The 20,485-nt window shown below is 35.9% G+C and carries 23 protein-coding genes; 17 read left to right on the top strand and 6 right to left on the bottom strand.

Annotated elements, in window-relative coordinates; all coding sequences use genetic code 11:
- The first annotated feature begins 58 nt into the window (after positions 1 to 58).
- Genes B176_RS0111705 through bioA form a run of 3 tightly spaced genes read left to right on the top strand, consistent with a single transcriptional unit; the run spans position 59 to position 2,750 of the window.
- Positions 59 to 1,036, top strand: a complete 978-nt coding sequence (locus B176_RS0111705; RefSeq protein ID WP_026063293.1) for a cation diffusion facilitator family transporter — start codon at positions 59 to 61, stop codon at positions 1,034 to 1,036.
- Positions 1,033 to 1,488, top strand: coding sequence for an NUDIX domain-containing protein (locus B176_RS0111700; protein WP_017259001.1), 456 nt, complete (start codon positions 1,033 to 1,035; stop codon positions 1,486 to 1,488). Before B176_RS0111705 ends, B176_RS0111700 begins: the two co-directional genes overlap by 4 nt.
- Entirely contained in the window at positions 1,485 to 2,750 is a 1,266-nt protein-coding gene (gene bioA / locus B176_RS0111695) for an adenosylmethionine--8-amino-7-oxononanoate transaminase (protein WP_017259000.1), read from the top strand. Before B176_RS0111700 ends, bioA begins: the two co-directional genes overlap by 4 nt.
- A 142-nt stretch (positions 2,751 to 2,892) precedes the next feature.
- On the opposite strand, the gene B176_RS0111690 is transcribed toward bioA, so the two are convergent.
- On the bottom strand, positions 2,893 to 3,906 hold the full coding sequence (locus B176_RS0111690) for a cytochrome d ubiquinol oxidase subunit II (protein ID WP_017258999.1): 1,014 nt from the start codon (positions 3,904 to 3,906) through the stop codon (positions 2,893 to 2,895).
- A complete protein-coding gene (locus B176_RS0111685; RefSeq protein WP_017258998.1) occupies positions 3,903 to 5,234 on the bottom strand; it encodes a cytochrome ubiquinol oxidase subunit I in 1,332 nt (443 codons plus the stop codon). Before B176_RS0111685 ends, B176_RS0111690 begins: the two co-directional genes overlap by 4 nt.
- Positions 5,235 to 5,371: 137 nt before the next feature.
- Here B176_RS0111685 and B176_RS0111680 point away from each other — a divergent pair, with 137 nt between their 5' ends.
- The 5 genes from B176_RS0111680 to B176_RS0111660 all read left to right on the top strand — a co-directional run bounded on the left by B176_RS0111680 (position 5,372) and on the right by B176_RS0111660 (position 10,223).
- On the top strand, positions 5,372 to 5,761 hold the full coding sequence (locus B176_RS0111680; protein WP_017258997.1) for a diacylglycerol kinase family protein: 390 nt from the start codon (positions 5,372 to 5,374) through the stop codon (positions 5,759 to 5,761).
- A gap of 260 nt (positions 5,762 to 6,021) precedes the next feature.
- Positions 6,022 to 7,377 (top strand): sensor histidine kinase, encoded by a 1,356-nt coding sequence (locus B176_RS0111675; protein WP_017258996.1) that lies wholly within the window; start codon positions 6,022 to 6,024, stop codon positions 7,375 to 7,377.
- A 150-nt stretch (positions 7,378 to 7,527) separates the two neighbouring features.
- On the top strand, positions 7,528 to 7,707 hold the full coding sequence (locus tag B176_RS20975; protein ID WP_154647977.1) for a hypothetical protein: 180 nt from the start codon (positions 7,528 to 7,530) through the stop codon (positions 7,705 to 7,707).
- Positions 7,697 to 9,058, top strand: coding sequence for a hypothetical protein (locus tag B176_RS0111665; RefSeq protein WP_017258994.1), 1,362 nt, complete (start codon positions 7,697 to 7,699; stop codon positions 9,056 to 9,058). The genes B176_RS20975 and B176_RS0111665 overlap by 11 nt, the downstream gene beginning before the upstream one ends.
- Positions 9,003 to 10,223 (top strand): hypothetical protein, encoded by a 1,221-nt coding sequence (locus B176_RS0111660; protein ID WP_154647976.1) that lies wholly within the window; start codon positions 9,003 to 9,005, stop codon positions 10,221 to 10,223. Before B176_RS0111665 ends, B176_RS0111660 begins: the two co-directional genes overlap by 56 nt.
- 26 nt (positions 10,224 to 10,249) lie before the next feature.
- On the opposite strand, the gene B176_RS0111655 is transcribed toward B176_RS0111660, so the two are convergent.
- From B176_RS0111655 to accD, 3 genes are all read right to left on the bottom strand, one after another.
- On the bottom strand, positions 10,250 to 10,657 hold the full coding sequence (locus tag B176_RS0111655; protein WP_017258992.1) for a hypothetical protein: 408 nt from the start codon (positions 10,655 to 10,657) through the stop codon (positions 10,250 to 10,252).
- Positions 10,658 to 10,776: 119 nt separating this feature from the next.
- Positions 10,777 to 13,344, bottom strand: a complete 2,568-nt coding sequence (gene topA / locus B176_RS0111650) for a type I DNA topoisomerase (RefSeq protein ID WP_017258991.1) — start codon at positions 13,342 to 13,344, stop codon at positions 10,777 to 10,779.
- Positions 13,345 to 13,549: 205 nt separating this feature from the next.
- Positions 13,550 to 14,395: an acetyl-CoA carboxylase, carboxyltransferase subunit beta gene (accD, locus tag B176_RS0111645; RefSeq protein WP_017258990.1), complete on the bottom strand. Its 846-nt coding sequence runs from the start codon at positions 14,393 to 14,395 to the stop codon at positions 13,550 to 13,552.
- Between the two features lie 158 nt (positions 14,396 to 14,553).
- Here accD and fbaA point away from each other — a divergent pair, with 158 nt between their 5' ends.
- A complete protein-coding gene (gene fbaA, locus B176_RS0111640) occupies positions 14,554 to 15,633 on the top strand; it encodes a class II fructose-bisphosphate aldolase (protein ID WP_017258989.1) in 1,080 nt (359 codons plus the stop codon).
- Between the two features lie 151 nt (positions 15,634 to 15,784).
- On the opposite strand, the gene B176_RS0111635 is transcribed toward fbaA, so the two are convergent.
- On the bottom strand, positions 15,785 to 16,306 hold the full coding sequence (locus B176_RS0111635; RefSeq protein WP_017258988.1) for an acyl-CoA thioesterase: 522 nt from the start codon (positions 16,304 to 16,306) through the stop codon (positions 15,785 to 15,787).
- A 93-nt stretch (positions 16,307 to 16,399) separates the two neighbouring features.
- Between B176_RS0111635 and B176_RS0111630 the strand changes: the two genes are divergently transcribed.
- From B176_RS0111630 to B176_RS0111595, 8 genes are all read left to right on the top strand, one after another.
- Positions 16,400 to 17,722, top strand: coding sequence for a DEAD/DEAH box helicase (locus B176_RS0111630; RefSeq protein WP_017258987.1), 1,323 nt, complete (start codon positions 16,400 to 16,402; stop codon positions 17,720 to 17,722).
- 196 nt (positions 17,723 to 17,918) lie between these two features.
- Positions 17,919 to 18,545, top strand: coding sequence for a Crp/Fnr family transcriptional regulator (locus tag B176_RS0111625; RefSeq protein ID WP_017258986.1), 627 nt, complete (start codon positions 17,919 to 17,921; stop codon positions 18,543 to 18,545).
- Positions 18,546 to 18,637: 92 nt separating this feature from the next.
- The gene (locus B176_RS0111620) at positions 18,638 to 18,841 is read left to right on the top strand and encodes a YgaP family membrane protein (protein WP_017258985.1); all 204 of its coding nucleotides are present in this window, start codon (positions 18,638 to 18,640) and stop codon (positions 18,839 to 18,841) included.
- A 3-nt stretch (positions 18,842 to 18,844) separates the two neighbouring features.
- On the top strand, positions 18,845 to 19,306 hold the full coding sequence (locus B176_RS0111615) for an OsmC family protein (RefSeq protein WP_017258984.1): 462 nt from the start codon (positions 18,845 to 18,847) through the stop codon (positions 19,304 to 19,306).
- 2 nt (positions 19,307 to 19,308) lie between these two features.
- Entirely contained in the window at positions 19,309 to 19,530 is a 222-nt protein-coding gene (locus B176_RS20815; RefSeq protein WP_017258983.1) for a DUF6132 family protein, read from the top strand.
- Positions 19,520 to 19,774: a rhodanese-like domain-containing protein gene (locus B176_RS20810; protein WP_017258982.1), complete on the top strand. Its 255-nt coding sequence runs from the start codon at positions 19,520 to 19,522 to the stop codon at positions 19,772 to 19,774. The genes B176_RS20815 and B176_RS20810 overlap by 11 nt, the downstream gene beginning before the upstream one ends.
- A 4-nt stretch (positions 19,775 to 19,778) precedes the next feature.
- Entirely contained in the window at positions 19,779 to 20,093 is a 315-nt protein-coding gene (locus B176_RS0111600) for a rhodanese-like domain-containing protein (protein WP_026063292.1), read from the top strand.
- A 1-nt stretch (position 20,094) separates the two neighbouring features.
- Positions 20,095 to 20,346 (top strand): hypothetical protein, encoded by a 252-nt coding sequence (locus B176_RS0111595; protein ID WP_017258980.1) that lies wholly within the window; start codon positions 20,095 to 20,097, stop codon positions 20,344 to 20,346.
- The last annotated feature ends 139 nt before the right edge of the window (positions 20,347 to 20,485 follow it).

Here is a 20,485-nt window from a genome sequence, read left to right as displayed (position 1 = left end):
AATTCAATAAGTTTGTAATCTCATTGAAATATCGAACGATCATATCTTAGATAAAACATTGCAAGCAAAACAAAAAATCATCTTAGCATCATTAGTCATTAGCATTTTGCTGATGTCGGTAAAGTTTGTTGCATATTTTGCCACTCATTCTAATGCTATTTTAACAGATGCGGCGGAAAGTATCGTAAACGTTTTGGCAAGTGCATTCGCATTTTATAGTATCTATCTGGCGTCGCAGCCTAAAGATAAAAATCATCCTTACGGGCATGGTAAAGTGGAATTCTTCTCGGCCTTTGTAGAGGGGTTGTTGATTGTTTTAGCGGGCTTATTGATTGTTGCAAAATCTGTGTATAATATTTTTTATCCGCAACAGCTACATGCTATTTTAGATGGAGTGCTACTTATAGGAATTACCGGTGTAGTGAATGGTGTCTTAGGTCTTTATTTAGTTAAAAAAGGGAAACGCTTTAGATCTATCACTTTAAGTGCCGAAGGTAAACACTTGATTACCGACGCGATAAGTACTTTTGGTTTGATGCTTGGCTTGGTTGTGATTTATTTCACGGGTGTATTTGTTTTGGATAGTTTAATTTCTATTGCGCTCGGTTTTTATATTATTTATTCTGGATATCGCTTAGTGCGCAAGTCTGTTTCTGGCCTTATGGACGAGGTAGATACGGAAGTGGTAGGCAAGGTGGTTCAGTTTTTAAATAGCACCCGAAAAGATGCTTGGATAGATGTTCACAATTTGAGGGCACAACGCTATGGCGCAGAAACGCATATCGATTGCCATGTAACTTTACCTTATTATTTGGACCTTAACCAAGTGCATGATGAGATTTCTGAAATTGACCGTTCTGTTGGTAGAAATATTGGCGATAAAACGGAGTTTTTTATCCACGCCGACCCATGTATACCGCAATGTTGCCATTATTGTAGCGTAAAAAACTGTACAGTGCGTTCCCAACCCCAAACTGAAATTATCGCCTGGACGCTAGATAACATTACAAAAAACCAAAAGCATTTTGAAAAATGATCAATGATAAAAAGTTTAATTTTAGAGTTTATGGTTTATTGATTGATAAAGGTAAAAACGTTTTGCTTAGTGATGAGGAGGAGAAGGGAATCAGATACAGTAAGTTTCCAGGTGGAGGCTTAGAGTTTGGAGAAGGTTTAATAGATGCTTTAAAACGAGAGTTTATAGAAGAGTGCGATTTGCAGGTTGAAATTATAAGCCATTTTTACACAACAGACTTTTTTGTTGCTTCTGCCTTTGGCGGAGGGCAGTTGATTTCTGTTTATTACCTGGTAAAAGCACTTCAAAATTTTCAATTTAAAATATCAACCAGTGAATTTGATTTCGAGGAGCAAACGAGCGATAGCAAACAGTGTTTTAGGTTGGTAAATATTAAAGACTTACATGAAGATTCGGTGACTTTTCCGGTTGATCAACATGTTGTTAAGTTAATAAAAGAACAATTTTTATGAATAATTTAGTTGAAAGAGATTTAGATAAGATTTGGCATCCATATACGCAGATGAAAACTGCAGCAAAACCAATCCCTATTATAAAGGGAGAAGGAGTTTATTTATACACCGCTGATGGTGGAAAGTTAATCGATGCGGTTTCATCGTGGTGGGTAAACCTTCATGGGCATAGCCATCCTTATATTGCACAAAAAGCGTTTGAGCAATTACAAACTTTAGAGCATGTAATATTTGCAGGTTTTACACATCCACAAGCTGTTAAATTAGCCGAAAACCTGTTGAGTATCATTCCTGATAATCAAAAAAAAATATTCTATTCTGATAATGGTTCAACTGCGATAGAGGTTGCGTTAAAGATGTGTCTGCAATATTGGTTTAATAAAGGAGTGCATCGTCAAAAGATTTTGGCATTTAAAGATGCTTACCATGGTGATACTTTTGGCGCAATGGCGGTGAGCGGAAGAAGCGCTTGGACAGCTCCGTTCGACAGTCTTTTATTTGATGTTGAATTTATTGATTTGCCTACAAAGGAAAACCTAGAAGACCTCAAATCTCAAATCTCAAACCTTAAATCAGATTTAGCCTGTTTTATATTTGAGCCCTTAATTTTAGGTTCTGGCGGAATGTTGATGTATGATGCAAAACTGTTAAATGAACTGATGTTGCACTGCAGGCATGAAAATGTGCTTACAATAGCCGATGAGGTGATGACAGGGTTCGGACGTACAGGTAAGCTATTCGCAATGGACCATGTAACCGCAGAACCTGATATCATGTGCTTTTCTAAAGGTTTAACCGGTGGAACAATGGCTTTGGGCGTAACATCTTGCACAGATGAAATTTACCAAGCTTTTTTATCTGATGATAAGATGAAAACCTTATTTCATGGCCATTCATTTACTGCAAATCCCATTGCGTGTGCTGTAGCTAACGCTAGTTTCGATTTGTTGACCAAGCCCGAAACATTAGCAAACATTCAGCGCGTCGAACAAAAACATCAAACTTTTAAGCAAGCAATAGAAAATCATCCTAAATTAAAAAATGTTCGCCAAACCGGCACAATCATCGCGTTTGAATGGAATACAGATGCCACTTCGTATTTTAGTAACATCAGAGATTTACTCTATAATTTCTTTTTAGAACAAGGCATTATATTAAGGCCTCTGGGCAATATTTTATATATTTTACCGCCTTACTGCATATCTGATGATGATTTGGATTATATCTACGAAAAAATTAGATTGGCTTTAGAAAAGTTTTAGGTGTTAAGTTATAGGTTATAGGTTTTAAGTTGTAGGTGTTAAGTGGAAATAGAATTTTCTTCATTATTTACATCAGTCTTTATTCTTTCAGCGGAGCGGTCTTTGTTCTTTCAGCGAAGCGGTCTTTATTCTTAAATCTAATTTATACCGATTTCGGTTGCTTAACCTGAAAACTATAAATCAGATAAACCAGTGTTGGTAGAATAAAAATACTGCCCAACAATAAAGCCCAAGCTAGTGTATCAATGGTTTTTTCACTGCCTTGTTCTTGCAATAACGAAAGCGCTTCGCCATTTTTCAGCAATACAATATTTGGATAATGCTTCCAAGTGGTGATAAACAAAATCATGGTGACTTGAAATCCAGCTAAAAACCGCATTAGGTTGGTACGTTCAGTATTCCAGATTGACCATAATATAACTACAGATATTGTTGCTAAGCCAAACGCCAAAGCTCCAGGCCAGTTATCAAAAACCCAAGTTGTTAAAGGTATCTTCTCAATCAAGGAAATTACAAAAACCAATAATCCGGCTATTACCGCCATAATGTTGAATGCTTTAGCCTTTTTAATAAACCTTTCTTTTTCTGATGTTTCTGGTGTTTGCCCAATAATAAAAACGGCCGCCAAAAATCCACAAATGGTAACCGTAAACAAGCCCACAGCAAACGAGAACCAGTTGAACCAACTGAATATATAGGCATCCAAAAAGTTTGTTGCATTTGGATCTATTCTTCCTGTAACTGTACTTCCTGCTATAATTCCCAGAAATAGCGGTGTGATAAAACTCGAGTAAACAAATATCTTATTGTAAACCTCCTGCATTTCATCTTTAACCGCATCGTAATGCCTAAAAGTAAAAGCTGTACCTCTAGCAATAATACCTAACAGCATCAATACTAATGGGATATGCATGTGGATAGACATGGTAGTGTATATTTTCGGAAAGCCCACAAATAAAATTACGATGGCAATAATCAACCACATATGGTTTGCTTCCCAAATCGGACCAATAGCCCGGTACATGGTTTTCCGGGTTTTGTTTTTGTTTTTATCCGAAGTAAAAAGCTCTAAAATACCAGCGCCAAAATCGGCACCACCTAAAGTTAAATACAGCAGAATTGCAGTCCAAAGAAATATAATAACAACGTATATCATGGCTTGTCGTCGATTGTTTTTGGTAAATCATACAGTTGCGGAACCATTTTTATCTGTCGGTAAAGCATAAATACCACAATAATTGAGAGCGAAATATAAACTGCCGTAAACATATAGAATGAATAGATAATGCCGGGCATCGGTGTAACTGCATCTATCGTTCGCATTACATCTTTAATAATCCAAGGTTGGCGACCAACTTCTGTAACGGTCCAGCCGGCTTCAACTGCTATAAAGCCCAATGGCGTTGAAAAAACAAATAATTTTAACAGCCAATTTTTTGTAAGCCAGTTTTTCTTTTTCCATAAGGCGATAAAATAAGCAAAACTCACAGCCATTAAAAGCATTCCGATACCCACCATAATCTGAAAAGCATAATGCGTAATTGCTATTGGGGGTTGGTTCTCTTTTGGGATTTGATCTAAACCAATAACTTCAGCATTAAAATCGCCATGAGCCATAAAGCTTAACGCACCCGGTATTTTTAAAGCATATTTAACTTCGCCAGTTTCTGTATTTGGGATACCTCCAATAATTAACGGTGCATTTTTTTCGGTATGGAAGTGAGCTTCCATCGCAGCCAGTTTTGCTGGTTGGTTTTTAGCGACAAATTTTGCAGAAATATCTCCACTAAGCGGTTGCAAAATAGCGGCAATGGTCCCGAAAATGGCTGCAATTCTAAAAGATTTGGTATGAAAGTCGACACTTTGTTTCTTTAAAATCATTAAAGCGTGGACGCCTGCAACCGCAAACCCAGTGGCAACAAACGCGGCAATGCACATGTGTAAAGCTTGGGAGAACCATGCATCATTAAACATTGCGGCGATAGGGTCAATGTTTAAATACTGTCCATCTATATAATCAAAACCAGCCGGGCTATTCATCCAAGCGTTGGCAGCAACCACTAATATGCCAGAAGCTAAGCCGCTGATACCCACAACAACTCCCGTGAACCAGTGAAACCATTTATTGAATCTATCCCAGCCATACAAGTAAAACCCTAGAGCAATTGCTTCGATGAAAAATGCGGTTCCTTCTAAAGAAAAAGGCATTCCGAAAATTGGACCTGCATGCTCCATAAATTTAGGCCACAACAAACCCAATTCAAAAGATAATACCGTACCCGAAACTGCCCCGGTAGCAAAAAATATCGCCACACCTTTGGTCCATGCGTGGGTAATGTTTCTGTAGGTGATGTTATTTGTTTTGAGGTACAAATAATGGGAAACCGCCATAAAAAACGGCATTACCATACCAATACAAGAGAAAATGATGTGAAAGCCAAGAGACAGTGCCATTTGAGATCTGGCAGCTATAAAATCATCCATTTTTTAAATATGATTAGGTTCAAACATAATTATAATCAATTATTAAAATTTAAAATTACCTTAACTTCACTAATTTGTAGCGTTTCTAATTTAATTTTATTGTTGTTTTATTGATAAACAGCAACTAAGCGGTAAAAATGGAGAAATCAAATCAAAAGTTTTCATTAAAAAGTCGGGTCGCTAGTTTTAAATACGCTATCAACGGATTTAGAACTTTATTGGAATATGAGCACAACGCTCGAGTTCACTTGCTGTTCACTGTTTTTGTAATAATTGTAGGTTTTTTATTGGGTATTTCGGCTCTGGAATGGGCGTTGATTGTTTTCGCCATTGGATTTGTGTTTGTTGCCGAGGTTTTTAACACCTGCGTGGAGGAGATTTGTAATTTCATTTGCCCAGAACAAAATTCGAAAATCAAGAAAGTTAAGGATTTAGCAGCCTTAGCTGTTTTGTTGAGCGCCGTGACTGCTGTGACCGTTGGTTTGTTGATTTTAGTACCGAAGGTAATAGCGTTGATTTTAAAGTGAAAATTAAAAGAAAAACAGATTTTAATAGTTTTGGCAAGTTTAGGCTTGAAGTATTGTAATTTTTATATGATTGCCGTTTTGATTTTTGATGGAATTGGTAGGTAATAAGTGATTTTTATCCGAACATAATTTTAAAAAACTCGTATTACATATATATTAATAATAAATATTGCAATTATATATTTGAGAATTAACCTTAAAGTTTCTACGTGATACTTAATAGTCTTGAAGGATTAATCCAGATATGACCCCATTATTTTATGCCAACATTTAAACTTTCAATCTCAACACTTTTAAAAGGGAAATATACTTTTTGGTCTCGTTTAATAGGACGTTCTTCTAAATTTCCGCTAGAAACCCGAATATTTCATTCCATCAGTTTAGGTTTGATTGTGGTGGCTGTGGTATATATTCCGTATAATTTTTTTGCAGGATTGTATGTTTCGTCTTTATCTGCTCTTTTAATTGCGCTATTTTTTACCCAGCAATATTACTATTCTAGGTTTTTAAATGTTGCGCATAGCAATATCGCTTTCGGACTGGTCGGGATGTTGATTTTCGGAGTCAACTATTTTTCAAACTCGGGTATTAACGGCTCAACTGATTTGATATGGCCTATTCATCTTTTATTGGTTCTGGCGATTACACCTTACAGGCAACACCTAAAATGGGGAGTACTTTATCTTTTGTTTTTTACGGCATTACATATTTTTGCATATCAGTTTCCTGCACTCGTAAAGCATCCTTTTTCTGCGGGTAAGGCACAGTTGATAGATCGAATTACCGCTTTTCCGATGCCGATTTTTGTTGTTTACATCATTATTAATTTCATTAGAAAAAGTTATGACAAAGAGCGAAAAATTGCGGAAGAGAAAAATTTAGCTATTGAGGTGAGTAATGAACAGATTACGTTGCAAAAAGATCAGTTGGAAAAAAGTAACATCGAGAAAAATAAACTAATGTCCATCATATCTCATGATTTTCGTACGCCACTTCTCAACGTTCAAAATTACTTGGAACTCATAAACGAGTACGGTCTTGATAGCGCAGAACGTTTGGCACTTGAGAAAAATTTGCTAAATGCAACAAATAATGCCATGGAAATGCTGACCAATGTATTGCACTGGTCAAAATCGCAGATGGAAGGTGCTAATGTGAATATGGTTGAGTTAAACCTTCTTTGTGCGTTAGAGAGTACGTTAGAGATGGAAAGCTTGCATGCCTTCAAAAAGGGGATTACGCTAAGTTATGATATCCCTGCTCAACTATTGATTACTGCTGATAAAGATATGCTTCAATTAGTGGTACGTAACCTTATCAGTAATGCAATAAAGTTTACAGAAAAAGGAGGTTTGATAAAGTTAGAAGCCCAATTGCTGGATAAGGAGTGTAAAATAACCGTGAGCGATAATGGCAGTGGAATTCCCCAAACTAAAAAAGATGATATTTTTTCCGTCACTACAAATCCAACTTTTGGTACGAATAACGAAAAAGGTGCTGGATTAGGTCTAGTGCTTTGTAAAGAATACACAGAACGACAGGGGGGTAGGATAGGGTTTGAAAGCGAGGAAGGTACTGGCAGTCAGTTTTTTATTTTTATACCTTCTGCAATTTAAAAGTTAAACCGTTAGCTGTAAAAAATTAAGCTTTCCGCTGTGATTAAAGGGTGAAATCTCGGGATTAAAAACCTTCTGTGTTTATTTTACCATTGTTTAGCCCATTCTAAACGAAACATCTTTCATTACTAAATAATAAATAATAATTTAGTGAAATTAACTTTAGCTATTTGCTTGTTTATGATTATGCCACATCTTTTGTACCTCGATCCCGGAAACGGAGCTGTTATAGCTCAAGTATTAGCGGCGATTGCTGGGTCTTATTATATTGCTAAAAACTATTTATTTGGTTTTTTTAAGAAGAAAAAAAATACAGAGGATGAATCTTGAAGAATCTCGTATTAAATCATCAAGAAGAGATCCCGAATTTAGCGTTTTTGAGGTTAATGGGAAAATCATAAGATTCGTTAATCCAGATCAAGAGGAGATTTTGGAAAATCTTAACCAAAAATCGAAAAGCTTCCCAGAGGTATTAAAATATCAGCCCGAAAATTTTGAACACACAGGGTATTTCGAAATTGAAAAAATACCGTTTATTGTTCTTCCTTATGAACTCCCATTTCAGCTCTACAAAGACTACGCACTCTTTTATCTTCGATGCTTAGAAAGATTATTAGCTAAAGATTTTGCTTTAAAAGATGCCACACCTTTTAATATAGCATATACAGGTGAAAATAGGTTGTTGCACTTTGATATAGGCTCTATCGAAAAATATGACTCTACAACAGGCTGGAAAGCCTATCGCCAGTTTTTATCAGAATTTTATTTTCCACTAATATATCTAAAAGAAAATGGAGGTATTTATGGTGCGGACTTGGTGAAACTGCAATTTGATCAACAGTGGATCCATCATTATAAATTTAGATGGAATAACTATTTGAAACCTGGATTCAACATTCATTATGTTTTTTATAAAAAATCTAGAATAAGAAAGTTAGAAAATAAAACCAGAGAGATTTCTATTAAAGTATCTAAGCAACAGGTAATAAATAATATAGCATTATTAAAAGCAGAAATAAATACATTTAACCCCCCAAAACAAAAGACAAAATGGGATGATTATTACTCGCAAACTGTTTTGAGAGATGGTTATGTTGCTAAAAAAGAGGAGATAGTTGAAGACTTTTTAAAAAAGGTTAATTCAGAATTTGATGTAATTTATGCAACTGATTGGGGTGCAAATGATGGTAAATTTTCTGTTTTACTTTTAAACGTATTCAAAAAAGCGATAGTTTTAAGTGTAGAGAGTGACTATAATGCTGTTAACCAACTTTACGTAAGATATAAAGCAAAACGGATTATACCAATATATGCAGATATTCTAAACCTCACACCTAATTTAGGTTTTGATGGCGAAAGAGAGTCGCTGAAAAGCAGATTGAACAAGGTTAACGACTTTCAGCTTTGTTTAGGCTTGATACATCATTTAATACATCAAGAAAATTTATCTTTTGAAACCATTATTGATTTCTTCGCTGGGTGCGCCAAGCCGAAATCTTATTTGTTGATTGAGTTTATCAATGATGAAGACCCGCGCCACCAATTGATTAAAAACCCTAATTATCCCTACTCTTTATCTAGAGATTACTTTGTAAAGAGCATAAACAAACATTATGAAATCTTGGATGCTAAACAAGTTATCTCAACTAGAGAATTATTTATCTGTTTCAAAAGAGGATAAGAAGAAGATAGACCTATGGTCACTTCTGTATATGCTGTTTATAGGTTTATATTTAAGTATCTGGGTTTCCTACAGTGATATTAATCAATATGTTACCTATGGTGTATTTGTAGTTTTAGCGAGTTTTGCCTTATTTAATAATGCGTTTTTATTAAGGATAAAGCTGGTTTCCATTTTAATACTTACAAATCCATTAATTAATTCCCTTTTTTACAGTGGTAGCAACAGGTTTATAAAATTAGGGATTTTATCTTTATTGGTATTAACGATATGTTTGATTAGGGGTAAAACCGTATTGAAAATAACAAAGTTAATACTGGTTATGAATATTGTTTTTTGTTTAACACTGATCCCCTTTTATTACAGTACAAGATTTCAATTTAACACGAGTAAAACGCCGCCAATTTCTAAAATCATTTCTCCGAGCGACAGTAGTAAAGATGTCTATATCATTCTGTTAGACGCTTTTCCATCAAATGAGGTTCTTGAGAAGTACTTTGGTATCCAATCTAGGTTACATACGGTTTTGCTTGCCGAAGGTTTTACTGAAGAAAAGCACATTACCAAATACACAGCTACCCAACAATCAATTCCTAATCTGTTTTCAGGTATTATATTTAAGGGAAATTCGGATTATTTTATTAAAGATATTGCAGCAATGAAAAGTCTTATTCCAGGAGACTTTATACAACAGTTTTCAAAAAAGTATAAATATGAAATAGAGATGAACTCTTTGCTTTTAGAAGAGGATAATAACCTTACAAAATTATACTTTGGAAGAGGAAGTGATTTCAGCATTTATTGGTACCCAATAATCAACCGTGTGTTAAATTACTGTCCTTTCTTAGAGGATTGGAATAATAGGGAAGTAAATGAACAAATAGATTATCGTTTCAACCAACTCAAATCTGATTTAGCAGACGGTCAGAAAAAAATCTCATTTTTTCATTTTCTAACTTTCCATAATTCTTATTATGATATTAATACTGAAACTCAAACAACGCTAGAATTAGCAAAAGCGGATATTGTAGGTATTAAAGCGGTAAAAATGATTTTAGAAGCAAAGCCCAATGCTAAAATTATTGTAACTTCAGATCATGGGATCAGATATCCTGGTATTAATATTGAAGATACTTATAAAGGTATCTTATACATTAAAAATTGACCAACAGAAGATTATATTATCAATAGCTATTGCCCTACCATAACCCCAGGCTTATTAACAAGGGGCACTTTAATCAAATTAGATTCAACAATGCTTTCGGGTAAAAAGATAAACTTCTTGTCATAGATTTCACTGCCAATGTAATAGCTAATCCAATATTCATTGTTTAATCCAAAAACTTCCTCGTCAATAGCTTCAATTCTAGAAGAGGAGTGGGGTTCCACTTTTTCAATCATGTGCCTCAAGGTAGAAGTTTTTACATCTTCACCATTTTTTAAGCCATAACCTTTAGACGTAATTAAAACGGTTTCAATAGCAACATTTTTTAGGTTGATGATGTAGACATTCCAGTTTTTGCTTGCAGGAGTTTCACCTTCTAAAACTACCGCAATTGCGATGTCTTCAACAACATGTTCTGGAATGTCTTTCTTCATTTTAAAAAGGCTAAAAAAGCTTAAAGCCAAATGCTTAAAGCTTTCATTGGTTTATAATTTATTACTATCTCCGTGTTTAGTTTCAATGCTTTTAGCTTTCTGCTTTAAGCTTAACAAAGCTATTTCTTCTTCGCTACAACTTTTTTAGCCACCGCTTTCTTTTTAGCAGGTGCTTTTTTAGCTTTAGCTTCAAATGCATCTGGTATTTGGTCAGTAATCAATTTTTTGACGTCGTCAAAAGAGACTTGTTTCAAATCTTCGGGTGTATATTTTTCTCCCGTTGTTGGGTTTTTGCTCAGTTTCAGCATCAATTTACCAAATCTAATAAAAGGTCCCCAACGTCCGTTTTCAATGGCGATTTTTTCTTTTTCCCATTGTTGGATATAACGGTTTGCTTCTTTTTCTACTTTGGCAGAGATTAACTCGTCGATTTCAGCCTTAGATAGGTTTTCAAAATCGTACCTAACCGGAACATTTATAAACAGATCCTTCCATTTTAAAAAAGGTCCAAATCTACCTCTTCCTTTCGTAACAGGCTCACCTTGGAAACTGGCAACCGGAGCGTCAGCTATAATTTTCTCATCAATAATTTCTTGAGCTCTTTTTTGATCTACTTCTAAAGCATTTTCGTTTTTAGGGATAGAGATATAGGTTTCGCCCCATTTAACATAAGGACCAAATCTACCTACACCAACGGAAACGTCTTTATCTTGATAGCTATTTAATGCAAATGGCAGCTTAAAAAGCTCTAAAGCATCTTCTAACTTAACCGATTCTATAGATTGTGATTTTAATAAGCTGGCATACGTTTTTTCATCGTCGTCCGCTTCGCCAATCTGTACAATTGGACCAAATTTCCCTACTCTGGTATAAACATTCTTGCCAGATTTTGGATCAACACCCAAGAAACGTTCGCCACTTGCCCTTTCGGCATTAGCTAAAGTGTCTTCAACTTCTAAATGAAATGGCTGGTAAAAGTTTTTAAGCATGGTAGTCCACTCTTTATAACCTTGCGCAATTTCATCAAACTCCTTTTCAACATTTGCCGTAAAGTGGAAGTCTACAATTCCTTTAAAGTGCTCTACCAAAAAGTCATTTACTACAGAACCTATATCTGTAGGGAACAACTTTCCTTTTTCGGCTCCAGTAATTTCAGATTTTGTCTGTTTTTTTATTTCTCCATTTTTTAGTTGGATAACTTGGTAATCGCGTTTTTTTCCATCACGTTCTTCTTTAACTACGTAACCGCGGTTTTGTACCGTTGAAATAGTAGGAGCGTAGGTTGATGGACGACCAATTCCCAGTTCTTCCAGTTTTTTAACTAAAGCAGCTTCACTATATCTAGCTGGTGGGCGACTAAAACGTTGGGTCGCATTTAGCTCAACCAAGTTTAAATTTTGTCCTTGACTTAGCGGAGGAAGAATTGCGTTATCCGATTTCTCATCTAAATGAGCATCTGATTCTTCATCATCACTCTCTAAATAAACTTTTAGAAAGCCATCGAATTTTATGACTTCGCCACTAGCAGTTAATTCTTCTTTTCTGGTGCTGATGCCAACTTTTGCGGTCGTTTTCTCTATGATTGCTTCACTCATTTGTGATGCAATTGATCTTTTCCAGATCAGTTCGTACAAACGTTTTTCCGATGCATCTCCATCCGTTAAAGTATGCCATTCAAAATGAGTTGGACGTATTGCTTCGTGAGCTTCTTGCGCTCCTGCAGATTTGGTTTTGAATTTTCTTGGCTCCAGGTATTTTTCGCCGTAAGCAGATTTGATTTCTTGCGCAGCACCTTGTATAGCAGTTTCTGATAAGTTCACAGAATCCGTACGCATATAGGTGATTTTACCAGTTTCATAAAGCTTTTGGGCAACCGTCATGGTTCTGGATACAGAAAAACCTAATTTTCTACTTGCTTCTTGCTGTAAAGTAGAAGTAGTAAACGGTGCTGCCGGATTTCTTTTTAACGGCTTAATATCTAAGCTGTTTATTTTGAAATTTGCCTTTGCACAATCTTCTAAAAATTTTTGTGCATCAGCTTCTTTATCAAATTTACCAGATAGTTCAGCTTTGAAAAGTTCTTTTTTATCAGTAGAAAAAACAGCGACAACCCGGTAAGCAGCGGTGCTTTCAAAAGCATTAACTTCTCTTTCTCGGTCAACAATCAACCTAACAGCAACAGATTGTACACGACCTGCAGATAAAGATGGTTTTACTTTTTTCCATAAAACAGGAGAAAGCTCAAAACCAACCAATCGGTCTAAAACTCGTCTGGCTTGTTGTGCGTTTACTAAATTATAATTGATTTGTCGAGGATTCTCAATTGCCTTTAAAATAGCAGGTTTGGTAATCTCGTGAAAAACAATACGTTTTGTGTTTTCTTCTTTTAAACCTAAAGACTCAAATAAATGCCAAGAAATGGCTTCTCCTTCGCGGTCCTCATCGGATGCTAGCCATACCATCTCTGCAGACTTCGCTAGTTTTTTTAATTCGGCAACTAAAGCTTTCTTATCTGGCGAAATCTCGTAATGTTGCTTAAATCCATTATTTACTTCAATGGCACTGTCATCTTTCTTTAAATCACGAATATGTCCGTAGCTTGATTTTACTAAAAAATCTTTGCCCAAATATCCTTCGATGGTTTTCGCTTTCGCCGGAGATTCTACAATAAGTAAGTTTTTTGCCATTTAGATTTTAGATTTTACGCAAATAAAGGATAATAAATTTAGTAATCCCAAATTTTAACGCATTAACGTTTATTTAAATAATTTGGATTGTGTAGTTAATCAAGGTTGTTTTTCCTTGTAAATTAAAGCTGTTTAAAAGAGTAACGCAATGTCTTAAAACGAAACAAGCTTCTTATTTTAGTAAGAAGCTTGCTCTATTATGGCATTAGTTATGCATCATTTTTATGAATGATGATAGTTTCTCTTTCATTTTTCTTCGATCTACAATAAAGTCTAGGAAACCATGCTCCAAAACAAATTCAGAAGTCTGGAAACCTTTCGGTAAATCTTTTTTAATTGTTTCTTTAATAACCCTTGGTCCTGCAAAACCAATCAATGCGCCAGGTTCAGCAATGTTGATATCGCCAAGCATCGCGTAAGACGCTGTTACTCCACCTGTTGTAGGGTCTGTAAGTAATGATATATAAGGTACCTTCGCCTGCCCTAAAAGTGCTAGTTTTGCTGATGTTTTGGCCATCTGCATTAATGAAAATGCAGCCTCCATCATCCTAGCACCGCCAGACTTTGAAATCATCAAGAAAGGAATTTTATTTTTGATGCTGTAATCAATACTTCTTGCAATTTTTTCTCCAACAACAGAACCCATCGAACCACCAATAAAACTGAAATCCATACAGGCAATTACTAAATCCTGTCCGTCAATTTTTCCGTGTGCTGCTCGTAATGCATCTTTTAAACCTGTTTTTTTGTAAGAGTCTGCTAAACGTTCTGGGTAAGTTTTAGAATCGGTAAAATCTAAAGGATCGCCAGAAGTTAAATTACCAAACAGTTCAACAAAGCTATTATTATCAAAAAGTACCTCAAAATATTCTTTAGAGCCAACTCTTAAATGATAATCACAGTATTGGCAAACGTATTTATTTTCAACTTGTTCAGAGTAATGTAATGCTTTTTTGCAGTTCGGGCATTTATTCCAAACTCCATCAGGGGCTTCTTTTTTCTCTTCAGTAGAGGTGGAAATGCCTTTTGTATTTCTTTTAAACCAAGCCATATATTAAAATAGTGTGGCTACAAAGAAACAAAAATTTGACGAAATTGTTAAAATCTTCTGTTTAACTATTGAAATAGACCTTCCTGCTTTATTTATGGCTTATATTTAGGCTATTGATATTTTTTCATAACTTCGAGCCTAAGAAACAATTAACAAAAATGAGCTTAAAAGATTTTAAAGGAGTTGTTACAGGAGACCAGGTTCAGGAACTTTTTGAAGTTGCTAAGAAGCACCAATTTGCTTTGCCTGCTGTAAATATTATTGGAACTGATTCTTTGAATGCAGTTTTAGAAACGGCGAAAGCTGTAAATTCACCTGTTATTGTGCAGCTTTCAAACGGTGGTGCACAGTTTTACGCAGGTAAATCATTACAAAACGACAAATTACAGGCTTGTATATTAGGGGCTATTTCTGCAGCACAACACGTACATTTGGTTGCAGAACATTATGGTGTTGCAGTTATTTTACATACAGACCATTGCGCTAAAAAATTATTGCCTTGGATAGATGGATTGTTGGATGCCAGTGAAAAGCACTTTGCATTACATGGTAAGCCACTTTTTTCTTCGCACATGATTGATTTATCTGAAGAGCCAATCGAAGAAAATATAGAAATTTGTAAAACTTACCTTGAGCGCATGAGCAAAATGGGTATGACTTTAGAGATTGAACTTGGTGTTACAGGTGGCGAGGAAGATGGTGTAGATAATACAGATGTTGATTCATCAAAATTATATACCCAACCAGAAGAGGTTGCTTATGCATATGAAGAACTAAGCAAAATTAGCGACAAGTTTACAATTGCGGCTGCTTTTGGTAACGTACATGGTGTTTACAAACCAGGTAATGTTAAATTGCAACCAGTTATTTTACACAACTCACAAGAATACGTTAAAGAAAAATATAGCTTAACTGCAGAAAAGCCAATTAATTTTGTTTTCCACGGTGGTTCTGGTTCTTCACAAGAAGAAATTAGAGAAGCTATTTCTTACGGAGCTATTAAAATGAACATTGATACCGACATGCAATGGGCAATGTGGGAAGGTGTTTTAAATTACTACAAATCTAAAGAAGCTTATTTACAAGCTCAGATTGGTAGCCCAGATGGCGACGATTCTCCAAACAAAAAATATTACGATCCACGTGTTTGGTTACGAAAAGGCGAAGATCAGTTTGTTAAGAGATTAACCGAAGCTTTCGGCGATTTGAATTGCATCGATGCGAATTCTAAATTATAATCTTTTGATTATACGATATTTGAAAAGCCACCTTTGGGTGGCTTTTTTTATGGAGTTTGTTTTTTCTTGTTCAGATTTCAGCAGGATTTAGCGAAAAAAAAGCAGGGTTTTCGAAAAAGAGAAACCTTGTTTGGACTGTAAATATAAAAATCTATTGTTTCGCAGCCGTAAACAACGCTTTCAATTCCGTAGCTTCATCCGGATTCATCCTTCCAGCTAAAATCAAACGAAGTTGTCGGCGTCTTAAAGCTCCTTCAAAAAGCTCTTTTTCTTTTTCTGATTGTGGATTCACAGCGGGTACAGGAACGGTTTTTCCATGCTCATCCAACGCTACAAAAGTATAGTAGGCTTCGTTAGATTTTATCTTTTCTCCCGACGGGATATTCTCTGCCCAAACCACCAACCTAACTTCAACAGAAGTGTTAAATGCCCTTGTTACCCTTGCATGAATTGTGACCACATCTCCCAACTTTATAGGGTGTTGGAACGAAACATTATCAACCGAAGCAGTAACAACCACTCTGTTGCAATGCTTTTGAGCCGAAATAGCGGCCGCAATATCCATCCAATGCAATAAGCGCCCACCCATGAGATTATTTAATGGATTGGTGTCATTGGGTAACACCAATTGGTTCATCATTGTGAGAGAGTTTTCAGGAGTCTTGCTGTTCATCTGTGTACGTTTATATACAAATATAAGATAATGTTTAAAAGCCAATTTAATTTCACAAGCTCATTGTGATTTTTATTAAGGATATTTGCAGAAATGACAGACTTAAACAGCAAAGCTCAGTTTTTAGAGCGACTAAATATTACTGCACTTAATGAGATGCAGTTGAGCACAGAAAATGCAATTGCTTCGGGTAAAGATGTAATGGTTTTATCGGCGACCGGCTCTGGAAAAACATTGGCTTTTTTCTTGCCTTTGGTTGCGCATCTTAAAAAAGATTTTAAAAAAGTTCAGGTTATGGTAATTGTGCCGTCTCGTGAATTAGCTTTACAGATAGAGCAGGTTTTTAGGTCGTTACAATCGGGATTTAAAGTAAGTTGTATTTATGGTGGTCATTCTACCCGAACAGAAGAGCAGAGTTTGTCAGAAACGCCAGCTGTAATTATTGGTACACCCGGTAAAATCAGCTATCATATCCGTAATGAAAATATTGACCCAACAGAGGTAGAATTCTTGGTTTTAGATGAGTTTGATAAATCTTTAGAATTAGGTTTTCAGGATGAAATGGAACTGATTATTGAAGGTTTAACAGGGCTTAAACAAAAGATACTGACTTCTGCCACCAAAATGGATGAACTTCCAATATTTGCGAGGGTAGATAATCTAGCAGTTGTTGATTTTTTAAAAGATCAGGCTAACAAGCCAGAGTTGGCATTGAAAGTTTTGCATACGCCTTCTAAAGATAAGTTGAAGTTGTTAATGCAAGTTGTTGCCGAACATCCGGAAGGGCCGACTTTGATTTTTTGCAACCACAGAGAAGCGGCAGGTCGGGTAAGTGATTTATTGTGGGATAAAGGAATGTCGAACGGGATTTACCATGGAGGCATGGATCAGCCAGATAGAGAAAAAGCATTGGTAAAATTTAGAAACGGTACTCATGCAGTTTTGGTTACAACGGATTTAGCGTCTAGAGGTTTGGATATTCCGGATGTTCAGCAAGTAATCCATTATCAAATTCCGTTTACCGAAGAATCTTTCACGCACCGTAACGGACGTACTGCCCGTATGAAATCGAGTGGAAAAGCGTATTTACTATTGAGCGATGAAGAATACAAACCAGCTTACATTGAAGAAGAAGTAGAAGAGGTTGCCGTTACAGAAGAGTTTAAAATGTTTGATGCCAGCCCGTGGGCAACCCTTTATATTGCGGCAGGCAAAAAAGATAAGGTCAACAAAATTGATGTAGTTGGCTTGCTGTATAAAAAAGCAAACCTACAAAAAGAAGAAATTGGACGGATTGAGGTTTTTGACCATATGGCTTACGTTGCTGTTAAACGTAAAAAAATAAATGCAGTGGTACAGTTACTGAAACCCGAAAAAATAAAAGGAAAGAAATATAAGTTGGGGGTTGACGAATAAAGTTTATTACCTCAAAATTGTATTTTTAGGTGTTTTACACTTTGTAAGCGTAACGATTGAAGCGTCATCCTTTTTGGCCAGCCTAAGAATTGTGATTCTGAGCGAAGTCGAAGAGGGAGTCGAAACTAAGCCAAAAAGATATAGCGGAAAGCGTGTTAAAACGCCCATAATCAATTAGCTCCATTATAATATTAACATGGTTGAACTATTTGAACACATCTTTGAACCAGAACTGATCACAGAGTTTCAGCAAAAAGCAAAAACTGTATCTGTAAAAGAAGGTGATGTAATTTTAGATTTTGGACAAACCGTTCGTATCATACCCATCGTTTTATCCGGAACGTTAAAAATATCGAGGTTAGATGATGCGGGTAACGAATTATTGCTTTATTATGTAAGCGCTAAAGAAAGTTGCGCCATGACTTTTACTTGTTGCATGCAACAGTTTCCGAGTGAAATTAAAGCAACAGCCGATGAAGATACCGAGTTTTTAGCTCTTCCGATTGCGTTAATGGACGATTGGATGATGAAATATTCAACCTGGAAAAGTTTTGTGATGAGAACCATCCGTACTCGGTTTAATGAATTATTGAAATCCATTGATCAATTAGCTTTTCAAAAATTAGACGAACGTTTAATCCACTACCTCAAAGAAAAATCTAAAACAACGGGCTCAACCCTAATTAACATGTCGCATGAGCAAATTGCAAACGAAATGGCAAGCTCTCGCGAAGTAATCTCCAGACTTCTAAAACGTTTAGAAAACGAGAATAAGCTACTCCTTTACCGAAACCAGATCGAGCTGTTAGCTAATTTGTGGTAAATTCAACTAATCATGTGACAATAGTCACTGACTGATATTTATGATTATTGCACCTTTGTTTTGTAAGGAAATTAGAACAAAACACAGTAGCAATGAAAGCAAACATAGGTACCACAGATAGCGTAATCAGGATCCTGGCCGCTCTGTTAATCATGATTCTTTATTATACCAATCAAATTACAGGAACGGCAGCTATAATTCTTGATGTTTTAGCCATAATCTTTGTGGCAGCCAGCATAGCAAGTTTTTGCTCCCTGTATTTACCTTTCGGAATTTCAACTAAAACAAAATCATAAGCTATGAACCACGAAATTGAGACCCAATGGATGGGAAAAATGCAATTCAACGCATTAATTAATGGACATACCGTAATAATGGATGCGCCAGAACGAGTAGGAGGTGAGGATCAAGGTCCTATTCCCAAACCGTTTGTTTTATCAGCACTTTCGGGTTGTACCGGGATGGATATTGTCGCTATTTTAAGAAAAGCAGCAAAGCAGATTGATGGTTTTACAATGAATGTTGTTGGAGAATTAAGCAAGCAGGCACCTATGCAATATATTGCTATCCATATAAAATACGATTTTAAAGGTCCGGTTGAAAGCCAACAAGCCGCTTTAGATGCAGTAAACGATTCGCAAGAAAAATATTGTGGTGTGAGTGATATGCTTAAAAAAGTGATGCCAGTTACATGGGAAGTCAGTTATAATGGCGAACAAATTTTTAACAACGCATCAGTTGTTGCCGAAAAAGCTAATTAGCTATGAAATTTCTGATTAACAATAAACTGGTTTTCCTTGGAATAGTAATAGGTTCAATCGCAGGTTATGCCTATTACCACTTTGTTGGTTGTACAACTGGTACTTGTTCCATTACGTCAAAACCTTTAAATAGTACTTTATACGGCGCTATAATGGGTGGAATTTTATTTATTGGAGATAATAAAAGCAAAGCACAAAAAAATAAAGAAGAAGATGAAAATTAAAATCATAGATGTAAGAACCCCCGAAGAGTTTATGGGAGGAAATGTTGCAGGAAGTGTCAATATTCCTCTGCAAGAAATTGAACAACGGATACAGGAAATTAAGGCCGTAGATGAGCCGATAATATTGTGCTGTGCAAGCGGTAACCGTAGCGGACAAGCGAACGCTTATCTAAAAAGTTTAGGTATAAATTGTGAAAACGGCGGAAGCTGGACAGATGTTAACCATAATTATCAAAACAGTTAATACAATGTTACAGGCACTAAAGAATTTATTAGGTTTTGGTCCTAAAACGGATTATAAAGAACTTTTACAACGAGGCGCACAATTAATTGATGTGCGTACAAAAGCCGAATTTCAAAGCGGACATATTAAGGGGTCTTTAAATCTTTCTTTACAAACCTTGTCGGGTAATTTAGGCAAGATTAGAAAAGATAAGCCTGTTATTGTATGTTGCGCTTCTGGGGTACGCAGTGGATCTGCAAAAAACTTATTGAAAGCTCAAGGTTTTACAGAAGTTTATAACGGCGGATCGTGGATGAGTTTACAGCATAAAATCAGTTAATATGAAACAGCGAATTTTAACCGGCTGGACATTTGGTCGTGGAGTTTACCTAGTTTTAGGGTTGGTAATTGTTATACAATCTGCATGGAATGGGCAATGGTTAGGTGTATTGTTTGGAGGATATTTTGCGTCTATGGGTCTGTTTGCTTTCGGTTGTGCAGCAGGGAATTGCTTCGGCGGTAGCTGTCGTGTGGAAACCAAAGCTAATGCCAACAACAATGTAAAGGATGTCAACTTTGAAGAGGTAAAATAATATGGTAACGTTTTCCGAGATTATAAATTTAAACAAACCGGTTTTGGTCGATTTTTTTTGCGGAGGAAAAAGAAGCTGTTTTTAGACAGTAAATTAAACCGTTAGGGCTAATTATTATATGAATCTATTTTATAAAGAG

This window comes from Pedobacter arcticus A12, from assembly GCF_000302595.1.
GTDB lineage: Bacteria > Bacteroidota > Bacteroidia > Sphingobacteriales > Sphingobacteriaceae > Pseudopedobacter > Pseudopedobacter arcticus.
This window is presented reverse-complemented; position numbering and strand designations above follow the sequence as displayed.

What these genes read in the sequence shown, in the direction of transcription:
- B176_RS0111700 (WP_017259001.1), top strand. Translation starts at nt 1,033, where the DNA reads ATGATCAATGATAAAAAGTTTAATTTTAGAGTTTATGGTTTATTGATT.
- bioA (WP_017259000.1), top strand. Translation starts at nt 1,485, where the DNA reads ATGAATAATTTAGTTGAAAGAGATTTAGATAAGATTTGGCATCCATAT.
- B176_RS0111690 (WP_017258999.1), bottom strand. Translation starts at nt 3,906, where the DNA reads ATGATATACGTTGTTATTATATTTCTTTGGACTGCAATTCTGCTGTAT.
- B176_RS0111685 (WP_017258998.1), bottom strand. Translation starts at nt 5,234, where the DNA reads ATGGATGATTTTATAGCTGCCAGATCTCAAATGGCACTGTCTCTTGGC.
- B176_RS0111680 (WP_017258997.1), top strand. Translation starts at nt 5,372, where the DNA reads ATGGAGAAATCAAATCAAAAGTTTTCATTAAAAAGTCGGGTCGCTAGT.
- B176_RS0111675 (WP_017258996.1), top strand. Translation starts at nt 6,022, where the DNA reads ATGCCAACATTTAAACTTTCAATCTCAACACTTTTAAAAGGGAAATAT.
- B176_RS0111665 (WP_017258994.1), top strand. Translation starts at nt 7,697, where the DNA reads ATGAATCTTGAAGAATCTCGTATTAAATCATCAAGAAGAGATCCCGAA.
- B176_RS0111660 (WP_154647976.1), top strand. Translation starts at nt 9,003, where the DNA reads ATGCTAAACAAGTTATCTCAACTAGAGAATTATTTATCTGTTTCAAAA.
- B176_RS0111655 (WP_017258992.1), bottom strand. Translation starts at nt 10,657, where the DNA reads ATGAAGAAAGACATTCCAGAACATGTTGTTGAAGACATCGCAATTGCG.
- topA (WP_017258991.1), bottom strand. Translation starts at nt 13,344, where the DNA reads ATGGCAAAAAACTTACTTATTGTAGAATCTCCGGCGAAAGCGAAAACC.
- accD (WP_017258990.1), bottom strand. Translation starts at nt 14,395, where the DNA reads ATGGCTTGGTTTAAAAGAAATACAAAAGGCATTTCCACCTCTACTGAA.
- fbaA (WP_017258989.1), top strand. Translation starts at nt 14,554, where the DNA reads ATGAGCTTAAAAGATTTTAAAGGAGTTGTTACAGGAGACCAGGTTCAG.
- B176_RS0111635 (WP_017258988.1), bottom strand. Translation starts at nt 16,306, where the DNA reads ATGAACAGCAAGACTCCTGAAAACTCTCTCACAATGATGAACCAATTG.
- B176_RS0111630 (WP_017258987.1), top strand. Translation starts at nt 16,400, where the DNA reads ATGACAGACTTAAACAGCAAAGCTCAGTTTTTAGAGCGACTAAATATT.
- B176_RS0111625 (WP_017258986.1), top strand. Translation starts at nt 17,919, where the DNA reads ATGGTTGAACTATTTGAACACATCTTTGAACCAGAACTGATCACAGAG.
- B176_RS0111620 (WP_017258985.1), top strand. Translation starts at nt 18,638, where the DNA reads ATGAAAGCAAACATAGGTACCACAGATAGCGTAATCAGGATCCTGGCC.
- B176_RS0111615 (WP_017258984.1), top strand. Translation starts at nt 18,845, where the DNA reads ATGAACCACGAAATTGAGACCCAATGGATGGGAAAAATGCAATTCAAC.
- B176_RS20815 (WP_017258983.1), top strand. Translation starts at nt 19,309, where the DNA reads ATGAAATTTCTGATTAACAATAAACTGGTTTTCCTTGGAATAGTAATA.
- B176_RS20810 (WP_017258982.1), top strand. Translation starts at nt 19,520, where the DNA reads ATGAAAATTAAAATCATAGATGTAAGAACCCCCGAAGAGTTTATGGGA.
- B176_RS0111600 (WP_026063292.1), top strand. Translation starts at nt 19,779, where the DNA reads ATGTTACAGGCACTAAAGAATTTATTAGGTTTTGGTCCTAAAACGGAT.
- B176_RS0111595 (WP_017258980.1), top strand. Translation starts at nt 20,095, where the DNA reads ATGAAACAGCGAATTTTAACCGGCTGGACATTTGGTCGTGGAGTTTAC.